This is a genomic window from Streptomyces sp. NPDC059009 (genome assembly GCF_042740175.1).
Lineage (GTDB): Bacteria > Actinomycetota > Actinomycetes > Streptomycetales > Streptomycetaceae > Streptomyces.
Window position 1 is genome coordinate 1 of the sequence record NZ_JBHYJB010000038.1, and the last position, 19,035, is coordinate 19,035.

A 19,035-nucleotide genomic window follows, 5' to 3' on the forward strand; every position below is an offset into this window, starting at 1 on the left:
TCCTGACCGGTGCAGATCGTGAAGGTCAGGGTGTCGATGAGGATGTCCGACTCCCGGATGCCCCAGTTGCCCGTCAGGTCCCCGATCAGCCGCTCCGCGATGGCGACCTTCATTTCCGGGGTGCGGGCCTGGCCCTCCTCGTCGATGGTCAGCGCGATCAGGGCGGCGCCGTGCTCCCGGGCCAGCGCGGTCACCTTCGCAAAGCGCGACTCGGGGCCGTCGCCGTCCTCGTAGTTGACGGAGTTGATGACGGCGCGCCCGCCGAGCTTTTCCAACCCGGCCTGGATGACGGGGACTTCGGTGGAGTCCAGGACGACCGGCAGGGTGGAGGCGGTGGCGAAACGGCCCGCCAGCTCCGCCATGTCCGCCACCCCGTCGCGGCCCACATAGTCGACGCACAGGTCGAGCAGGTGCGCGCCCTCACGGATCTGGTCGCGGGCCATCTCCACACAGTCGTCCCAGCGGCCCTCCAGCATCGCCTCGCGGAACTTCTTGCTGCCGTTGGCGTTGGTGCGCTCGCCGATCGCCAGATACGAGGTGTCCTGACGGAACGGAACCGTCTGATACAGCGAGGCGGCGCCGGGCTCGGGCTGCGGGGTGCGCACCGGCGGCACCGTGCCCCGCACCCGCTCCACGACCTGGCGCAGATGCTCGGGCGTCGAGCCGCAGCAGCCGCCGATCAGCTGCAGGCCGAAGTCGCGTACGAACGTCTCATGCGCGTCGGCCATCTCCGGCGGGGTCAGCGGGAAGTGCGCGCCGTCCTTGGTCAGGATCGGCAGGCCCGCGTTCGGCATGCACATCAGCGGCGTCGCCGAGTGCCGCGCCAGATAGCGCAGGTGCTCACTCATCTCGGCCGGACCGGTCGAGCAGTTCAGGCCGATCAGGTCGATGCCCAGCGGCTCCAGCGCGGTCAGCGCCGCGCCGATCTCCGAGCCCAGCAGCATCACACCGGTCGTCTCGAAGGCCAGCGAACACACCAGCGGCACCTGCACACCCAGCGCGTCCATCGCACGGCGCGCGCCGATCAGGCTGGACTTGGTCTGCAGCAGATCCTGCGTCGTCTCCACGATCAGCGCGTCCGCGCCCCCGGCCAGCAGGCCCTCGGCGTTCTGCTGGTAGCCGTCGCGGATGGTGGCGTAGTCGATGTGGCCCAGCGAGGGCAGCTTGGTGCCCGGCCCGATCGAGCCCAGCACCCACCGCTGCTGCCCGGTCTTCGCGGTGAACTCGTCGGCGACCTCACGCGCGATCCGGGCGCCCGCCTCGGACAGCTCGACGATACGGTCCGCGATCTCATACTCACCGGCCGCCGTGTGGTTGGCACCGAACGTATTGGTCTCCACGCAGTCCACACCGACCGCGAAGTACTCCTCATGCACCGAACGCACGATGTCCGGCCGCGTCACGTTCAGGATCTCGTTGCAGCCCTCCAGCTGCTGAAAGTCCTCCAGACTCGGATCCTGCGCCTGCAACATCGTGCCCATCGCACCATCAGCCACCACCACACGCGTGGCGAGTGCTTCGCGGAGTGCGGCGGCTCGGGTCCTGCTCGCGGAGTCGGCGGAAGGGGTCGGCAACGAGGCCATGAAAGAGCTCCCATAGGTGCGACGGCTGTCGGCTTTGCGGCTTCCGGTGGAAGGCGCACTCGGTCAGGGTAGCCGGGACGAAGGTCCCGGCCGAAGCGGCGTCCAGGGTGCGGACGGGCGGCCGATTCGCTGGGTTGACCCCGAAACAGACGGAAACACGACTGTCCGAGCATTAGCGAGAGGTCGACAACCACCGATAGTGTTCGTCATTGTCGAACGTGGTTGATCAATCATTGGGTCAGGGCCAAGGGGACGGAGGAAGGGGCTGCGATGGCCAAGAACATCCAGTCGCTGGAACGGGCCGCCGCGATGCTGCGGCTCCTCGCGGGCGGCGAGCGGCGGCTCGGCCTCTCCGAGATCGCCTCGGCGCTCGGGCTCGCCAAGGGCACGGCCCACGGCATCCTCCGCACCCTCCAGCAAGAGGGCTTCGTGGAGCAGGAGACCGCGTCGGGCCGCTACCAGCTCGGCGCCGAACTGCTGCGGCTCGGCAACAGCTACCTGGACGTGCACGAGCTGCGCGCCCGCGCCCTGGTGTGGACCGACGACCTGGCCCGCTCCAGCGGCGAGAGCGTCTATCTCGGCGTCCTGCACCAGCAGGGCGTGCTGATCGTGCACCACGTCTTCCGGCCCGACGACAGCCGCCAGGTCCTGGAGGTCGGGGCCATGCAGCCGCTGCACTCCACCGCCCTCGGCAAGGTCCTCTCCGCGTACGACCCGGTGGCGCACAGCGAGGCCGTCGAGGCCGAGCGGCGGGCCTTCACCGATCTCACGGTGTGCGACAAGGACGGCTTCGAGGGCGTCCTCGACCTGACCCGCGCGCGCGGGTACGCCTCCGACGTCGAGGAGACCTGGGAGGGCATCGCCTCGGTGGCCGCCCCCATCCACGACCGGCGCCGGATGCCGGTCGGCGCGGTCGGCATCACCGGTGCCGTGGAGCGCGTGCGCGACAAGGAGGGCGAGCTGCGCCCCGATCTGATCGCGGCGGTGCGGGACTGTGCGCGGGCCGTCTCCCGGGATCTGGGCGCCGGACGGTTCTGAGCCCCGCGACCGGGCGCTGCCGAGCCCCGCACCGCACCCCCCTTTCTGCCCCCTGCCGCTTCGGCATGCAGGGGGCTTCGTCATGGGGCACGATCGACGGACGCCGCGCTGATCACGGGAAACGATCAATAACGATCGTGTTTTCAATAACAGAACTCTTGACGTGCAAGTAACGCCGAGGCGAGACTCGCGTCCATCGGTCGGCATTGTCGAACACCTACCGGCATTACGCGCTAGAGTGGGGCGACGCCAAGGGCCGGAAACTTCCCCTGGACGAAGGACAAAGGAGTCGCGGGTGTCCAGCTCCGACATCTTCATCGGCGAGACCATCGGTACCGCCGTGCTCATCCTGCTCGGCGGCGGTGTCTGTGCCGCCGTCACGCTCAAGCGCTCGAAGGCCAAGGACGCCGGCTGGCTCGCCATCACCTTCGGGTGGGGCTTCGCCGTGCTGACCGGTGCCTATCTGGCCGGTGGCGTCTCCGGTGCCCACCTCAACCCGGCGGTGACCGTCGGTCTCGCCATCGAGGGCGGCACCAAGTGGAGCGACGTACCGCTCTACCTGGCCTCTCAGCTCCTCGGCGCCATGATCGGTGCCGTGCTGGTCTGGATCACGTACTACGGACAGTTCCAGGCGCACCTGACGGACCCGGAGATCGTGGGCTCGAAGTCCGCGCCCGACGGCATGGTCGACAAGACGGCCGAGCCCGAGGCCGGTCCGGTGCTCGGCATCTTCTCGACGGGCCCGGAGATCCGGAACGTCGCGCAGAACATGGCGACCGAGATCATCGCCACCACCGTGCTCGTCCTGGCGATCCTCACGCAGGGCCTGAACGACGGCGGCAACGGCCTCGGCATCCTCGGCGCCCTGATCACGGCCCTCGTCGTGGTCGGCATCGGCCTCTCGCTCGGTGGCCCCACGGGCTATGCGATCAACCCGGTCCGTGACCTCGGTCCGCGCATCATCCACTCGGTGCTCCCGCTGCCCAACAAGGGCGGTTCCGACTGGTCGTACGCCTGGATCCCGGTCGCGGGTCCGCTCATCGGCGGCGCCATCGCGGGTGGCCTCTACAACCTCGCGTTCAAGTAGGCCCGCGCCGGATACCGATCACCGACTGAGACCGCCAAGCAAGAACTTCTGGAGCACACCGTGACCGACGCACACACCGCGGGCCCCTTCATCGCGGCCATCGACCAGGGCACCACCTCGAGCCGCTGCATCGTCTTCGACAAGGACGGCCGGATCGTCTCCGTCGACCAGAAGGAGCACGAGCAGATCTTCCCGAAGCCGGGCTGGGTCGAGCACGACGCCACCGAGATCTGGGCCAACGTCCAGGAGGTCGTCGCCGGGGCCATCACCAAGGCCGGGATCACCCGCGACGACATCAAGGCCATCGGCATCACCAACCAGCGTGAGACCACGCTGCTGTGGGACAAGAACACGGGCGAGCCGGTCCACAACGCCATCGTCTGGCAGGACACCCGCACCGACGCGCTCTGCAAGGAGCTCGGCCGCAACGTCGGCCAGGACCGCTTCCGCCGCGAGACCGGTCTGCCGCTGGCCTCCTACTTCGCCGGGCCCAAGGCCCGCTGGCTGCTCGACCACGTCGAGGGCCTGCAGGAGCGCGCCGAGAACGGCGACATCCTCTTCGGCACCATGGACTCCTGGGTCATCTGGAACCTGACCGGCGGCGTCAACGGCGGCAAGCACGTCACCGACGTCACCAACGCCTCGCGCACGATGCTCATGAACCTGCACGAGATGGCGTGGGACGAGCGCATCTGCCACTCCATCGGCGTGCCGATGCAGATGCTCCCCGAGATCCGCTCCTCCGCCGAGGTCTACGGCGAGGTCACCGGCGGCAAGCTCGGCGACCTGCTCGGCGGCATCCCGGTCGCCTCCGCGCTCGGCGACCAGCAGGCGGCTCTGTTCGGCCAGACCTGCTTCGACGAGGGCGAGGCCAAGTCCACCTACGGCACCGGCACGTTCATGCTGATGAACACCGGTGACAAGGCCATCAACTCCTACTCGGGCCTGCTGACCACGGTCGGCTACCAGATCGGCGACCAGAAGCCGGTCTACGCCCTGGAGGGTTCCATCGCCGTCACCGGTTCGCTGGTGCAGTGGATGCGCGACCAGATGGGCCTGATCAACTCCGCCGCCGAGATCGAGACGCTCGCGTCGTCGGTCGAGGACAACGGCGGCGCCTACTTCGTACCGGCCTTCTCCGGCCTGTTCGCCCCGTACTGGCGCTCCGACGCCCGCGGTGTGATCGCCGGTCTGACCCGGTACGTCACCAAGGCGCACATCGCGCGCGCCGTCCTGGAGGCCACGGCCTGGCAGACCCGCGAGATCACCGACGCCATGACGAAGGACTCCGGCGTCGAGCTCGCGGCCCTCAAGGTCGACGGCGGCATGACCTCCAACAACCTGCTGATGCAGACCCTTTCGGACTTCCTCGACGCACCCGTGGTGCGCCCGATGGTGGCCGAGACGACCTGCCTCGGCGCCGCCTACGCCGCCGGTCTCGCCGTCGGCTTCTGGTCCTCGACCGATGAGCTGCGCGCCAACTGGCGGCGGGCCGCGGAGTGGACCCCCCACATGGACGCGGACACCCGCGACCGTGAGTACAAGAGCTGGCTCAAGGCCGTGGAGCGGTCCATGGGCTGGCTCGACGAGAACGCTGCCGAGGAGTAAGAACCATGACCACCCTGCAGAGCGGCCCCGCCTACCCGGCACTCGGGCTGCGTCCGGCTTCCGGTTCCAACCCGAGCCGCGCCGAGACCCGGGAGCAGCTGTCCAAGGCGACGTACGACCTCCTGGTGATCGGCGGCGGGATCCTGGGCATCTCCACCGCCTGGCATGCCGCGCAGTCGGGCCTCAGGGTGGCCGTCGTGGACGCCGGTGACTTCGCCGGCGCCACCTCCTCCGCCTCCTCCAAGCTGCTCCACGGCGGTCTGCGCTACCTGCAGACCGGCGCCGTGAAGCTGGTCGCGGAGAACCACTTCGAGCGGCGTGCGGTGTCGCGTCAGGTGGCACCGCACCTCGCCAACCCGCTCACCTTCTACCTGCCCGTCTACAAGGGCGGCCCGCACGGCGCCGCCAAGCTGGGCGCGGGCGTCTTCGCCTACAGCGCGCTGTCCGCCTTCGGCGACGGCGTCGGGCACCTGCTCTCCCCCGCCAAGGCGGCGCAGGACGTGCCGGAGCTGCGCACCGACAACCTCAAGGCCGTGGCCGTGTACGGCGACGACCAGATGAACGACGCGCGCATGGCCCTGATGACGGTCCGCGCGGCCGTCGAGGCGGGCGCCGTCGTCCTCAACCACGCCGAGGTCACCGGGCTCCGCTTCACCAAGGGCCGGGTCACCGGCGCCGAGCTCAAGGACCGCCAGTCCGGCGACGAGTTCGGGGTCGACGCCCGCCTCGTCCTGAACGCGACCGGGCCGTGGGTCGACCACCTCCGCAAGCTGGAGGACCCGAACGCGGCTCCCTCCATCCGCCTCTCCAAGGGCGCGCACCTCGTCCTCAAGCGCACCGCCCCCTGGAAGGCCGCCCTGGCCACGCCGATCGACAAGTACCGCATCACGTTCGCGCTGCCGTGGGAGGACATGCTCCTGCTCGGCACGACGGACGAGGAGTTCGAGGGCGACCCGGCCGATGTCCGTGTCACCGAGGCGGACACCGCGCAGATCCTCGACGAGGCCGCGTTCTCGATCCGCGACCAGCAGCTGTCGCGCGACCTGATCACGTACTCCTTCGCCGGTCTGCGGGTCCTGCCGGGCGGCCCCGGCGACACCTCGAAGGCCAAGCGCGAGACGGTCGTCACCGAGGGCCGCGGCGGCATGCTGTCGGTCGCGGGCGGCAAGTGGACGACGTTCCGCCACATCGGCCGTACGGTCATGAAGAAGCTGGAGGCGCTGCCGGGCCACCCGCTCGGCGACGACTACGAGCCGATCTCCGAGCTGCCGAAGAAGCTGCCGCTGCCCGGCATCGCCAACCCGCGCGCGGTCGCCCACCGGCTGCTCGTCGACGGTCCGGCGCCCGGCCCGCGCATGGCGGCCGACACCGCCAAGCACCTGGCCACGCACTACGGTTCGCTGTCCTTCGACATCGCCCGCCTGGCCAACGAGAACCCGGAGCTCGCCGAGCGCGTCCACCCCGACGCCCCGGAGATCTGGGCCCAGGTCGTCTACGCCCGTGACAACGAGTGGGCCGAGACGGCGGACGACGTGCTGCGCCGCCGCACGACGCTGACGATCCGCGGCCTGGCCACGGACGACGTCCGCGCGAAGGTCGAGGACCTGCTGGGCAAGAAGGACTGAGCCCAGGGCTGTTGAGCATGGAGTGTTGCGTAAGGGGCGGTCGCCGCTGCGGCCGCCCCTTACGCATGCCTTGCTATGCCGTGCCCTGCCAGGTGCCTGCCCTGCCGTGCCATGCCACTGCCACAGCGCCGCAATGTTCGGCGCGCAGAGTTGAAGCATGAAGTTCCAGGTGCTTTCGATCATCGGCCATGCCCCGCATCCGCTCACGGGTGAACTCCCCTCCGCCGCCGAGCGGTTGGCGGACGTCGTCGAGGTGGGCGTCGCCGCCGAGGAGCTCGGCTACGACGCGTACGCCGTCGGCGAGCGGCACGCCGGGCCCTTCCTGTCGTCGAGCCCCACCGTCGTGCTCGGCGCGCTCGCGGCCCGCACGACCCGCATCAGGCTCCTGACCGGGGTGACCGTCGTCGCGATCCTCGACCCGGTGCGGGTCGCCGAGGACTACGCGACGCTCGACCAGCTCTCGCGCGGCCGCGTCGAACTCGTCGTCGGCAAGGGCGCGGAGGCCGGGCACTTCGACCTCTTCGGGCTCGACGAGGAGCGGCAGTGGGAGCTGCAGAAGGAGAAGTACGAGCTGCTGCGGCGGCTGTGGAGCGAGGAGAACGTCGACTGGGAGGGCGAGTTCAGGCCCGCCCTCAAGAACGTGACGACCGTGCCCCGCCCCTACGACGGCCCGCCGCGCGTCTGGCACGGCTCCGCCACCTCGCTCAACTCCCCCGAACTCGCCGCCCAGCACGGCGATCCGCTGTTCACCGCCAACGCCATCCAGCCGCGCGCCGCGTACGCGAAGCTGATCGACCACTACCGGGAGCGGTTCGAGGCGCATGGGCACGACCCGGCCCGCGCCCATGTCGCGGCGGGCTCGGGCGGGCTGCTCATCGCGGACAGCGCCGAACAGGCCGTGGCGCGCTACCGGGACCTGTACGAGGCGAAGGTCCGGCAGACCTTCAAGCCGCACCTGGCGGGCAAGGCGGGCTACAACACGCCCTTCCGCACCATCGAGGACGCCATCGCCGACGGGCCCCAGCTCATCGGCTCCCCGCAGCAGATCATCGACAAGATCCTCGGCTACCACGCGGTGTACCGGCACGACCTCCAGTCGGTGACCGTGGACGGCTTCGGGCTCGCGCGCGGTGAACAGATCGAGACGCTCCAGCGGTTCGCGGAGGAGATCGCGCCGGTCGTACGGAGGGAGGCGCCGTCCACCCTGTGGGAGGCGTAGGGGCGCGTGGGGCGATCGCCGTTCGACGGGCGATCACCAGGCGATCGATGGGCGGCCGGTCGATGCCGGGCGACGCGTAGAGGCGCCGCCCGGCCTCGCGTTACGATCCGAAACGGCGTCCGAACTTCCGTATCACCGTGCCTGGTTGAGATCACCGATCCCGCTTGGGATCACCGTGCCTGCTCGAGGCCACCGTGCCTGCTTGTGGCCACCGTGCCTACTTGAGTGCCCCTTGTTCCCGCCGCCCTGGAGAGAGCCATGACCCTCCTCACCACCTGGCCGGAGTCCGGCCCCACGACCCAGGTGCGCCGCACCTCGGACCCGGCGCAGATCGCCGTGGCCCTCGCCCCGCTGGGGGTGCGCTACGAGCAGTGGCCCGTACGCGAGGACGTGGCGCCCGACGCGGACAGCGACACCGTCTTCGCCGCGTACGCCCCGGAGATCGAGAAACTCAACGCCGAGGAGGGCTTCCGGACGGTCGACGTGGTGGCCCTGCATCCGCCCGAGGACGCCGCCGACCCAGAGTGGCCCGGGAAGGCGCGGGCGGCCCGGCAGAAGTTCCTGGCCGAGCACACCCACGACGACGATGACGAGGTGCGCTTCTTCGTCGCGGGCGCGGGCATCTTCTATCTGCACGCGGGCGGCGCGGTGCACGCCGTGTACTGCGAGAAGGGCGATCTGCTCGGGGTGCCGCGCGGCACCACGCACTGGTTCGACATGGGCACCTCACCCGCCTTCACGGCGATCCGCTTCTTCCACGAGGAGGACGGCTGGATCGGCACCTTCACCGGCAGCACGATCGCCGAGCGCTTCCCGGACTTCGACACGATCCACGCGGAGTACGCGAGGGACGCCGGGGACGGCGGGGACAGCGGGGACAGCGGGGACGGCGGGAGCGCCGGGGGTTCCGGGGGCACGGCGTGACGGTCCGGTTCGGCGCGGTGGACGCCGTCGTGCTCGACATCGAGGGCACCACGAGCGCCACCGGGTTCGTGGTGGACGTCCTGTACCCGTACGCCGCCCGGCGGTTCGGCGAGCTGCTCGCGACGCGCGTCGGTGAGCCGGCGGTGGCGCGGGCCGTGGCGCAGGTCCGTGCGGAGCTCGGCGAGCCGGACGCGGACGCGGCCCGGGTGGAGAAGGCGCTGCTCGCCTGGGTGGCCGAGGACCGCAAGGCGACGCCCCTGAAGACCCTGCAGGGGATCCTGTGGGCGGAGGGGTTCGCGCGCGGCGACCTCGTCTCGCACTTCTACCCGGACGTCATCCCGGTGTTGCGGCGCTGGCGCGCGGAGGGAGTGCGGCTCGCCGTGTACTCGTCGGGGTCGGTGGCGGCGCAGCGCGCCTGGTTCACGCACTCCGCCGAGGGTCAACTCATGGACCTGATCGACGAGTTGTACGACACGGAGAACGCCGGGCCGAAGCAGGAGGCCGGTTCGTACCGGGTCGTCGCCGATTCCTTGGGCGTCCCGGCGGGGCGCCTGCTCTTCCTCTCCGACCGCCCGGGCGAGCTGGACGCGGCCCGGGACGCGGGCCTGCGGACCGTGGGCGTGCGCCGGGCCGGGGAGCCGTACTTCGCCGCCGGGGTCGGCGACCACCCCGAGGCGGCGTCCTTCGACGAGATCACGCTGGTGAGGAGCTCGGGCCCATGAGTGACCTGGATCTGGAGGAGGCGGGCGCCGTGCTCGCGGCCGAGGCGGCGCGGTTCGCGTCGTTCGGCTGGATGCGGGGCACCTCCGGGAACCTGTCGGTGGTCGTCTCCCGCGACCCGCTGCGGCTCGCCGTGACGGCGAGCGGGCGGGACAAGGGTGAACTGACGGCCTCGGACGTGGTGTTGGTGGACGAGAAGGGCGGCGCGCTGGGGGCCGGGCGGCCGTCGGCGGAGGCCGCTCTGCACGCGCGGGTGGCCGCGCTGACCGGGGCGGGGGCCGTGGTGCATGTGCATACCGTGGCCTCCGTCGCTATGGGCGCGCGGGAGCCCCGGGGGATCGCCTTCGCGGACCTGGAGATGCTGAAGGGGCTCGGGCATCCCACGCACGAGGTCTCGGTGACGCTGCCGGTGATCGCCAACAGCCAGGACATGGGGGAACTGGGGGATCGGCTGGAGGGGGCCCGGGCGGAGGGGATGCCCGCCGTGGTGGTGGCGGGGCACGGGCTCTATGTGTGGGGTGCTGTGCCTCAGGAGGCGCGGCATCGGACCGAAGTGGTGGAGTGGTTGCTGGAGTTGGAGCTCGCCCGGTCGTAGGGGAGATTTCCCCGAGCCCGCCCCTTCCTGACACCACCGCTCGCGCGGCCCTGGGGTACCGTCCTGGGGCTTCGTCCCTTGCCCCCGTATCGCGGCTCCGCGCTCGTCCTCGATCTCCCCCACGCGCTCAAGGAGCAGGGGACCCCCCTTGGCGGGCTGAAGGGCCGGCCACCAATTGGAGCTTCTCTCGTATGACCGCCGCCCCCGACCTCTCCCCCGTCACCCGCATCCCCCGCACCGGCCTCCCCGCCCGCGCCGTCGTCGTCGGTGATCCCGCGCGCGCCGAAGCCGTCGCGGAGCTCCTCGACGACGCCAAGGAGGTCTCGTACCACCGGGAGTACCGGGTCTTCACCGGGGACTGGCAGGGCGTGTCCGTCGTCGTCGCCTCGCACGGCATCGGTGCCCCCGGCGCCCTGCTGCTCTTTCAGGAGCTGGCCGACGCGGGCGTGACCGCCTTCGTCCGGCTCGGCACCGCGGGGGCGATGCGGGCCGGGATCCGGGACGGGGATCTGGTCATCGCGGACGCGGCGGTGCGCGACGACGGGGTGACCCAGCAGCTGATCCCCACCGCGTACCCGGCGGTCGCGGCCCCCGAGGCGGTGCTCGCGCTGCAGCGGGCGGCGCGCTCGGCGGGAGCCCCGTACCACCGGGGTGTCGTGTGGACGCGCGCCGCGTTCCAGCCGGGCTTTCTGCCGCTGCCCGGCGACGCCTACGAGCGGGCCGGGGTCGCCGCCATCGAGATGGAGCTGTCGGCCCTGTTCGTGCTCGCCTCGACGCGCGGTCTGACGGCGGGCGGCGCCCTCGTCGTGGACGGGGCGAACGCCGACGAGCTGGTGGACGAGGAGGCGACCGGGGGCTACGACCCGCACCGGGACGTGGTGGCCGACGGGGTCGCCCGCGCGGCCCGGATAACCTTGGACGCGTTGCGTCTGCTCGCCGCCGAGCCGCGCTGACCGCCCGCATCCCGGACCCGAGAGACACGGACCCGAGAAGCACGGACACGAGACACGGACCCGAGACACAGAGAGCGATCCCCATGCACCACCCCCTCGACCTCCTGGTCCACGGCGGCGACGTCCTCACCATGGACGCCTCCGGCACCGTCGTCACGGACGGCGCCGTCGCCGTCCGCGCGGGCGAGATCGTCGAGGTCGGCCCGGCCGACCGCCTGCGCGCCGCCCACGAGGCGGCACAGGAGATCGACGCGCGCGGCTGTCTGGTGCTGCCGGGCCTGGTCAACTCCCACACGCACCTCGCGATGAACCTGATGCGCGGCTCCGCCGACGACGTCACGCTGCAGGGCTTCCTCGCGCGCGTCGTGCCGCGCGAGGCCGAGCTGCTCACGCCCCGGGCCGTGGCGGCCGCCACCCGCGCCGCCGTCGCCGAGTCGGTGCGTGCCGGAGTGACCACGGCGCTCGACATGTACTGGTTCCACGAGGCGGCCGAGGAGGTGGCCCGCGAGGCGGGCTGGCGGCTGCTCACCGGGCTCACGTTCATGGACGTGCCGGGGGTGCCGGACGGGCGCCCGTACGCGGAGCGGATCTCCCTGGCCGGGGCGCAGCTCGCCGCCCGCACCCCGGCGCCGGGCACCCGGCCCGTGCTGTGCGCGCACTCCACGTACACCCTGGCGCCCGCCCAGATCGCGGAGATCGCCGCGCTCGCCCGCGCCCACGACGCGCTCCTGCACATCCACGCCGCCGAGAACGCCGCCGAGGTGACCACGGTCACGGAGAAGTACGGCATGCGGCCCGTGGAGCTGCTCGACTCCATCGGGGTCCTCGGACCGGACACGCTGCTCGCGCACGCCGTGGAGCTCACGGACGACGAGATCGCGCTGCTCGCCCGCACGGGCACGCCCGTCGCGCACTGCCCCGTCTCCAACCTCAAGCTCGGCTGCGGCATCGCCCGGGTGCCCGACCTGCTCGACGCGGGCGTCACGGTGGGCCTCGGCACGGACGGCGCCGTCGCGTCCAACACCCTCGACCTGCTGCACGTGCTGCATGTCGCCGCCCTCGTGCACAAGGCGGGCGGCGACCCGACGGCCGTCGGCGCCGAGCGGGCCGTGCGCCTGGCCACCATCGACTCGGCCCGCGCCCTCGGCCTGGACGCGGCGCTCGGCTCCCTGGAGGCCGGCAAGCGCGCGGACCTGATCGTGGTCGGCCTCGACCGGCCGCACCTGGCGCCGCGCCACGACCCGTACTCCACGCTCGCGTACGCGGCCGGGGCGGCCGATGTGCGGGACACCGTCGTGGACGGCCGGGTCCTGATGCGCGACCGCACGCTGCTCACCGTCGACGAGGAGGAGGCCGTGCGGGGCCTGCGCGAGGCGGCCGGCGAGCCTGCCGGAGCCGGTGACGGCGCGGCCCCCGGCGCTGCGGCCCACGGCAACGGAGCCCGCGCATGAACGTCCACGCCACCCGCGGCTTCACCGGGCGCGCCCGCGCCGCCGACCGCGACCCGCGCCTGCCGCCCGGGCAGTACGACGCCCGCGACACCTGGCCCGTCCTGTCCGCCGAGGTGACGCCCCAACTGGCCGCCGCCGACTGGACGTTCCGCGTCGACGGCCTCGTCGCAGAGCCGCGTACCTGGGGCTGGGACGAGGCACACGCCCTGCCCGCCTCCGAGTACCGGGGCGACATCCACTGCGTGACGAGCTGGTCCAAGTTCGGGGTCCGCTTCGGCGGGGTGAGCCTGGACGCCTTCCTGGCCGCCGCCGGGCCGCTGCCCTCGGCCACCCACGTCGTCGCGTACTCCCACACCGGCTACACCACGAACCTGCCGCTGGCCGATGTGACGGGCGGCCGGGCGTGGCTCGCCTGGGAGTACGACGGGGCGCCGCTGCCGCCCGAACACGGCGGCCCCGCCCGGCTGATCGTCCCCCACCTCTACTTCTGGAAGAGCGCCAAGTGGATCGCGGGCCTGCGCCTGCTCGACCACGACGAGCCGGGCTTCTGGGAGAAGAACGGCTACCACCACCGGGGCGACCCGTGGCGGGAGCAGCGCTACGCGGGTGACGGGGTCCCCGGGGAGGAGGGCATCGATGAGTGAGCAGCCCTTCGTCCCGCCCACCGCCTTCGCCGTCCCCGGCCGCATCGCCGTGAGCAACAGCACCGCCTCGCGCTGGCAGCCCGCCCTGATCACCGGGATCCGGCGCGAGACCCCGGCGGCCTCGACCTTCCGGCTCAAGGTCCCCGGCTGGCCGGGCCACCTCCCCGGGCAGCACCTGATGCTGCGGCTCACCGCCGAGGACGGCTACATCGCCCAGCGCCACTACTCGCTCGCCTCGGCGCCGGACGACAGCGGCGAGATCGAGCTGACCCTGGACCATGTGCCCGGCGGGGAGGTCTCCGGGCATCTGCACGGCGTCGCCCGGGTCGGTGACACCGTCGAGGTGCGCGGCCCGCTCTCCGGGTTCTTCGCGTGGCCGGGCGACCGGCCCGCGCTGCTGCTCGGCGCGGGCTCCGGCGTGGTCCCGCTGATGTCGATGATCCGCCACCACCGCCGGGCCGGGCTCACCCTGCCGCTGCGCCTGATCGTCTCGGCCTGCACCCGCGAGGACCTGATCTACGCCGAGGAGTACGGGGACGAGACCACCGTCGTCCTCACCCGCTCCGAAGGGCGCCTGCACGCCGGGCACTTGGCGCCCTGGCTCGGCGCGGGACAGCCCGGGGGCGGCGGCTGGGAAGCGTACATCTGCGGCTCGAACGGCTTCGCCGAGCACGCCTCGCGGCTCCTGGTGGACGGCGGGCAGCCGGTGGACCGGATCAGGATCGAGCGCTTCGGCTGACTCAAGAGCGGGATGATGCGCGGGGCTTCGGTGGAAGCCGGGATCCGCGCGGGAATCTGGCCGCATAATGAGCCGACACATCGGATGTCTGATTCCGCTGTCCGATTCCGTTGTCCGATTCCGCTGATCTGCTGAGGCGAGGTCCCATGGCTGTCACCGACGAGGCCATCGAAAAGATCAAGGGCATGATCGTCTCCGGGGCGCTGCGACCGGGCGACCGGCTGCCCAAGGAGAGCGAACTCGCCGCCGAGCTCGGCCTGTCCCGCAACTCGCTGCGCGAGGCCGTGCGCGCCCTGTCCCTGATCCGCATCCTGGACGTGCGGCAGGGCGACGGCACGTATGTGACGAGCCTGGACCCGCAGCTGCTCCTGGAGGCGCTGAGTTTCGTCGTCGACTTCCACCGCGACGACACGGTCCTGGAGTTCCTCGCGGTGCGCCGCATCCTGGAGCCCGCCGCCACCGCGATGGCCAGCTTCCGCATCACCGACGCCGAACTGGACGCCCTGTCCGCCCAGTTGGACGCCCTCGGCCCGGACCCCTCGGTGGAGGAGCTGGTCGCCGGGGACCTGGAGTTCCACCGGGGCATCGTGGCGGCGACCGGCAACTCCGTGCTGTGCTCGCTGCTCGACGGCCTCTCCGGGCCCACCACGCGCGCGCGTGTCTGGCGCGGCCTGACCCAGGAGGACGCCGTCAGCCGCACCCTGCACGAGCACCGGGCCATCCTCACCGCGCTGCGCGACCGGGACGCGGAGGCGGCGCGCTCCTGGGCGACGGTGCACATCGCGAGCGTGGAACAGTGGCTGCGCTCCACGCTGTGAGACACCTCGCGGCCGCCTGTGAGGCATCCCGCCTCCGCCCGCGGGACGTCCCGCCCCCGTCCGCGAGACGTCCCGCCCCCGCCCGTGAAGCACGTTCGTTCCCCCCTGTGAGCCAGGCGTGACAGGCAGTTGACCTGGGCAGTGATCCGTTCACTCGGCCCTGCAAGGGGGCTGCGGAGAGCCCCGGCTGACGCCGTAAGGTTGGGGCGTACGCAAGGCAACGTCGGAAGGAGCCCTGGGTGATCGAGCTCGAGGGGGTACCCGAGCTGATCGACCCGGTCATGGTGGCCGCGTTCGAGGGCTGGAACGACGCCGGTGACGCCGCCTCCACCGCGGTCGCGCATCTCGACAAGGAGTGGAAGGGCGAGGTGTTCGCGGCGCTCGACGCCGAGGACTACTACGACTTCCAGGTCAACCGCCCCACGGTCTGGCTGGACGGCGGGGTGCGAAAGATCACGTGGCCGACGACCCGGCTCTCGGTGGTCCGCGTCGGCGGCGACAAGCCGCGCGACCTGGTCCTGGTCCGGGGCATCGAGCCGTCCATGCGCTGGCGGTCGTTCTGCAACGAGCTGCTCGGTTTCGCGCACGAGCTGGGCGTCGAACTCGTCGTGATCATGGGCGCGCTGCTCGGTGACACCCCGCACACCCGGCCGGTCCCGGTCAGCGGCGTCACCTCGGACCCGGACCTGGCCCGCACCATGGACCTGGAGGAGACCAAGTACGAGGGCCCGACGGGCATCGTCGGCATCCTCCAGGAGGCGTGCACGCACGCGGGCGTCCCGGCGGTCTCGCTCTGGGCGGCCGTGCCGCACTACGTCTCGCAGCCGCCCAACCCGAAGGCCACGCTGGCCCTCCTGAACCGCCTGGAGGACCTGATCGACCTGCGCATCCCGCTGGGCGAGCTGCCCGAGGACGCGCGCGCCTGGCAGCTCGGCGTGGACCAGCTGGCCGCGGAGGACAGCGAGGTCGCGGAGTACGTGCAGTCGCTCGAGGAGGCGCGGGACACGGCCGAGCTCCCGGAGGCGTCGGGCGAGGCCATCGCCCGCGAGTTCGAGCGGTATCTGCGGCGGCGCGACGGGGGTGGCCCGGCCCAGGCCGGGGGTCATGCGACGGACGGCGACGGGGCGGCGTATCTGCGCGACACCCCCAGCGACCGCACCCGTCCCCCGAAGCCGAAGCCGCGCCCTGACCGCGAGCCGGACCCCGAGCCGGAATCCGAGCCCGACCGTGAGCCGGACCCCGAGCCCGACCGCGAGGACGGCGACGATTCCGGCCCAACCGGGACAAGTGATTCCTCGGAGGACTGAGGAAAGAACAGACGAGAGGGGCGGCACCCGGGACCAGGTGCCGCCCCTCTCGCTTGCGCGTTTGGCCTGATTGGGGCGTGACATCAACTTCGCGCCGAAATGCACGTGGATCGGCAGGGTTCCCCGTTCAACTTCTCTTCAAACGCCGGTGGGTTGAGGGGGGCTGGACGAACCATCGCGGCCGTAGCAGGGTGTGCCGAGTAGGCCCGGCCAACGGATCGAAGCACTGCGATCGACGCTCGAAGCACTGCCGAAGCATGCATTCGAAGGGAGCGGTGGAGCGATGACCGAGCAAGTACCGCCGGCGCACGGCCCCGGAGGCAGCGGCCCCGGGCCTGATGGAGCGGGATTCACCTACCGAGGAGCCGAGCAGGAGCTCATCGTCGTCGCCCAGCCCGAGGCCCGGCTGCGGGCCGGTACCGAGGGCGTCCGCTCGGCGGCGGGCTCCGACCTGTCGGCCCTGAACATGTTCCTCTCCGACGAACAGCTCGCCCTGGAGCCGCTGTTCGGCAACGAGGAGCGGGTGCAGGGCGCCGCCCCGCCCGCGGACGGCGGCGAGCCCGTGCCCGACCTCGCGCAGTTCTACCGGGTGCGCGGCGGCGCGGGCCGCGCCGAGGAGCTGCGCGCCCGGCTCGCCGCGCTGCCGGGCGTCGACACGGCGTACGTGAAGCCGGGCGCCGTACCGGCCTCGTACGGCCCGATCGGGCAGCCCCCGCCGCCGGAGAGCTTCGGGGAGCGGGACGAGACCCGGCGGCGCAAGGAAGGCGCCGTCACCCCCGACTTCACCAGCCGCCAGGGCTACTTGAGGCCCGCGCCCGAGGGCGTCGACGCCCCCTGGGCCTGGCAGCGGCTCGGCGGCTCCGGCGAGAACATCACCGTGATCGACGTCGAGGGCGCCTGGCAGCTGAGCCACGAGGACCTCACCGGCAAGCTCGCCGGGATCGTCGCGGGCACCCCGATCCAGGACGTGGCCTGGCGCAACCACGGCACGTCGGTGCTCGGCGTGATCGGCGGCGACCGCAACGAGTTCGGGATCACCGGCATCGTCCCGGAGGCCGTCACCGCGGCGGCGTCCTTCCAGGGCATCGGCACGGCCGCGGCCGTCTACGCGGCGTCCGAGCGGCTCGGCACCGGCGACATCATCCTCATCGAACTGCACCGCCCCGGCCCGCGGTTCGACTTCGAGCCGCGCGACGACCAGAAGGGCTACATCGCCCTGGAGTGGTGGCCGGACGACTTCGCCGCGATCCGCTGCGCCACCGCGAAGGGCATCATCGTGGTGGGCGCCGCGGGCAACGGCGCGGAGTCCCTGGACGACGCGGTCTACGAGCGCCGCCCGCACGAGTTCCCCGCCTGGTGGCGCAACCCCTTCAACCCGACCAACCCGTCCACGGGCGCCGTCCTGGTGGGCGCGGGCGCCCCGCCGCCCGGCAGCCACGGACGCGACCACGGGCCGGACCGCTCGCGCCTGGCGTTCTCCAACTACGGGGCCCGCGTGGACGCGCAGGGCTGGGGCCGGGAGACCACCACGACCGGTGGCTTCTGGAACCAGCCGGGCGATCTGCAGGGCGGCGCCGAGGAGATCGCCTGGTACACGGACACGTTCTCCGGCACCTCCTCGGCCTCCCCGATCGTGGTCGGCGCCCTCGCGGCGCTCCAGGGCATGCTGAAGGCCGCGGGCCAGGAGCTGATGACCTCGCAGCGGGCCCGGGCCGTGCTGCGGTCCACCGGCTCACCGCAGCAGGACGCTCCGGGCCGGCCCGCGTCGCAGCGCATAGGCAACCGCCCCGACATCAAGGGTGCGGTGACGAACCTGCTGCCGTCGGCAGTGGGTTCGGGGCGGGCGGAGCGGTACTGGGACGAGCTGCTCCCGTATCCGCCCGATCTCCCGCCCAGGCTCCGGCTGTTCGTCGCCGGAGAGTGGCGCAACCTGAACAACCCGTCCCCCGACATCCGCCAGGCGGTGCACTCCGCCTTCGCGGGGGGACAGCCCGACGTACGAGTCTGGTTCTCGGACGACGAGGTCGTGGGCCTGGTCGTCACGGGCTGAAACACCACAACCATTGAGGGAAGGTGGCACCCGCATGAGCACCACCCCGCAAATGAGTCCGCTTCAGCAGCAAGGCCAGCAGTACGGTCCACAGCAGCAGTACGGCCAGCAGCCGTTCGGGCAGCAGCAGCCCTTCAGCCCGCAGCAGTTCGGCCAGCAGCAGCCGTTCGGCCAGCAGCCGTTCGGTCCGCAGCAGTTCGGGCAGCAGGGCCCGAGCACCGCGCCGCCGCAGTCGCAGCAGCAGTTCGGGCAGCGGCAGTTCGGCCAGGGCATCCAGGGCATGGTGGGCCAGCAGCAGATCCCGCAGCACCTGCAGCAGCAGCTCCAGCAGCTCGGCCAGCAGCAGCCGTTCCAGCACCTGCTGCAGCAGATGGGCCGCGAGCAGGTCCCCGCCGCACAGGCCCCCGAGATCTCCACCCAGGCGATCCAGGCCGGCGTCGCGACGGCGTTCTGGGACCTCGTGCAGCCCCTGCCGGGCCAGTCCCCGCTCCTGTACCTGCTCATCGACAACTCGTGGCGCGTGTACGTGGACCCGTCCGACAGCACGCACGACGTGGTCCAGGAAGCGTTCGCGTTCGGGCAGACGGTGATCGGCTACTTCGACTCGAACAACCCGAGTCTCCTGCTGGCCATCGTGGTCACCAAGTGAGCATGACCCGCACCTGAGCACCTGA

The 19,035-nt window shown here is 71.7% G+C and carries 17 protein-coding genes; 16 read left to right on the plus strand and 1 reads right to left on the minus strand.

Annotated elements, in window-relative coordinates; all coding sequences use genetic code 11:
* Positions 1-1,583, minus strand: a 1,583-nt coding sequence (locus tag ACFWYM_RS32105; RefSeq protein WP_384845356.1) for a homocysteine S-methyltransferase family protein, incomplete at its 3' end; no start/stop codon positions are given.
* Positions 1,584-1,853: 270 nt separating this feature from the next.
* Here ACFWYM_RS32105 and ACFWYM_RS32110 point away from each other — a divergent pair.
* The 16 genes from ACFWYM_RS32110 (at position 1,854) to ACFWYM_RS32185 (ending at position 19,010) form a co-directional block, all read left to right on the plus strand.
* Entirely contained in the window at positions 1,854-2,621 is a 768-nt protein-coding gene (locus tag ACFWYM_RS32110; protein ID WP_384845359.1) for an IclR family transcriptional regulator, read from the plus strand.
* Positions 2,622-2,916: 295 nt separating this feature from the next.
* A complete protein-coding gene (locus tag ACFWYM_RS32115) occupies positions 2,917-3,708 on the plus strand; it encodes an MIP/aquaporin family protein (protein WP_384845362.1) in 792 nt (263 codons plus the stop codon).
* A 60-nt stretch (positions 3,709-3,768) separates the two neighbouring features.
* Entirely contained in the window at positions 3,769-5,316 is a 1,548-nt protein-coding gene (gene glpK / locus ACFWYM_RS32120) for a glycerol kinase GlpK (RefSeq protein WP_384845365.1), read from the plus strand.
* A gap of 5 nt (positions 5,317-5,321) precedes the next feature.
* Complete coding sequence (locus tag ACFWYM_RS32125) at positions 5,322-6,941, plus strand: FAD-dependent oxidoreductase (RefSeq protein ID WP_384845368.1); 1,620 nt, start codon at positions 5,322-5,324, stop codon at positions 6,939-6,941.
* A 157-nt stretch (positions 6,942-7,098) separates the two neighbouring features.
* Positions 7,099-8,160, plus strand: coding sequence for an LLM class flavin-dependent oxidoreductase (locus ACFWYM_RS32130; RefSeq protein WP_384845371.1), 1,062 nt, complete (start codon positions 7,099-7,101; stop codon positions 8,158-8,160).
* 258 nt (positions 8,161-8,418) lie between these two features.
* Complete coding sequence (locus ACFWYM_RS32135) at positions 8,419-9,084, plus strand: acireductone dioxygenase (protein WP_384845374.1); 666 nt, start codon at positions 8,419-8,421, stop codon at positions 9,082-9,084.
* Positions 9,081-9,806, plus strand: coding sequence for an acireductone synthase (gene mtnC, locus ACFWYM_RS32140; RefSeq protein WP_384845377.1), 726 nt, complete (start codon positions 9,081-9,083; stop codon positions 9,804-9,806). Before ACFWYM_RS32135 ends, mtnC begins: the two co-directional genes overlap by 4 nt.
* A complete protein-coding gene (mtnB, locus tag ACFWYM_RS32145; RefSeq protein ID WP_384845380.1) occupies positions 9,803-10,399 on the plus strand; it encodes a methylthioribulose 1-phosphate dehydratase in 597 nt (198 codons plus the stop codon). Before mtnC ends, mtnB begins: the two co-directional genes overlap by 4 nt.
* 191 nt (positions 10,400-10,590) lie before the next feature.
* On the plus strand, positions 10,591-11,352 hold the full coding sequence (locus tag ACFWYM_RS32150; RefSeq protein WP_384845383.1) for a nucleoside phosphorylase: 762 nt from the start codon (positions 10,591-10,593) through the stop codon (positions 11,350-11,352).
* 83 nt (positions 11,353-11,435) lie between these two features.
* Positions 11,436-12,803, plus strand: a complete 1,368-nt coding sequence (locus ACFWYM_RS32155; RefSeq protein ID WP_384845386.1) for an amidohydrolase — start codon at positions 11,436-11,438, stop codon at positions 12,801-12,803.
* Positions 12,800-13,447 (plus strand): sulfite oxidase-like oxidoreductase, encoded by a 648-nt coding sequence (locus ACFWYM_RS32160; RefSeq protein WP_384845389.1) that lies wholly within the window; start codon positions 12,800-12,802, stop codon positions 13,445-13,447. The genes ACFWYM_RS32155 and ACFWYM_RS32160 overlap by 4 nt, the downstream gene beginning before the upstream one ends.
* Complete coding sequence (locus ACFWYM_RS32165) at positions 13,440-14,186, plus strand: ferredoxin reductase (protein ID WP_384845391.1); 747 nt, start codon at positions 13,440-13,442, stop codon at positions 14,184-14,186. The genes ACFWYM_RS32160 and ACFWYM_RS32165 overlap by 8 nt, the downstream gene beginning before the upstream one ends.
* A gap of 146 nt (positions 14,187-14,332) precedes the next feature.
* Positions 14,333-15,004: a FadR/GntR family transcriptional regulator gene (locus tag ACFWYM_RS32170; protein WP_384845394.1), complete on the plus strand. Its 672-nt coding sequence runs from the start codon at positions 14,333-14,335 to the stop codon at positions 15,002-15,004.
* A gap of 239 nt (positions 15,005-15,243) precedes the next feature.
* Positions 15,244-16,311 carry a PAC2 family protein gene (locus tag ACFWYM_RS32175; RefSeq protein WP_384845397.1) on the plus strand — a complete coding sequence of 356 codons (1,068 nt, stop codon included), beginning with the start codon at positions 15,244-15,246 and terminating at the stop codon, positions 16,309-16,311.
* A 283-nt stretch (positions 16,312-16,594) separates the two neighbouring features.
* On the plus strand, positions 16,595-18,361 hold the full coding sequence (locus ACFWYM_RS32180) for a S8 family peptidase (RefSeq protein WP_384845400.1): 1,767 nt from the start codon (positions 16,595-16,597) through the stop codon (positions 18,359-18,361).
* A gap of 34 nt (positions 18,362-18,395) precedes the next feature.
* Positions 18,396-19,010, plus strand: coding sequence for a hypothetical protein (locus ACFWYM_RS32185; RefSeq protein ID WP_384845403.1), 615 nt, complete (start codon positions 18,396-18,398; stop codon positions 19,008-19,010).
* The last annotated feature ends 25 nt before the right edge of the window (positions 19,011-19,035 follow it).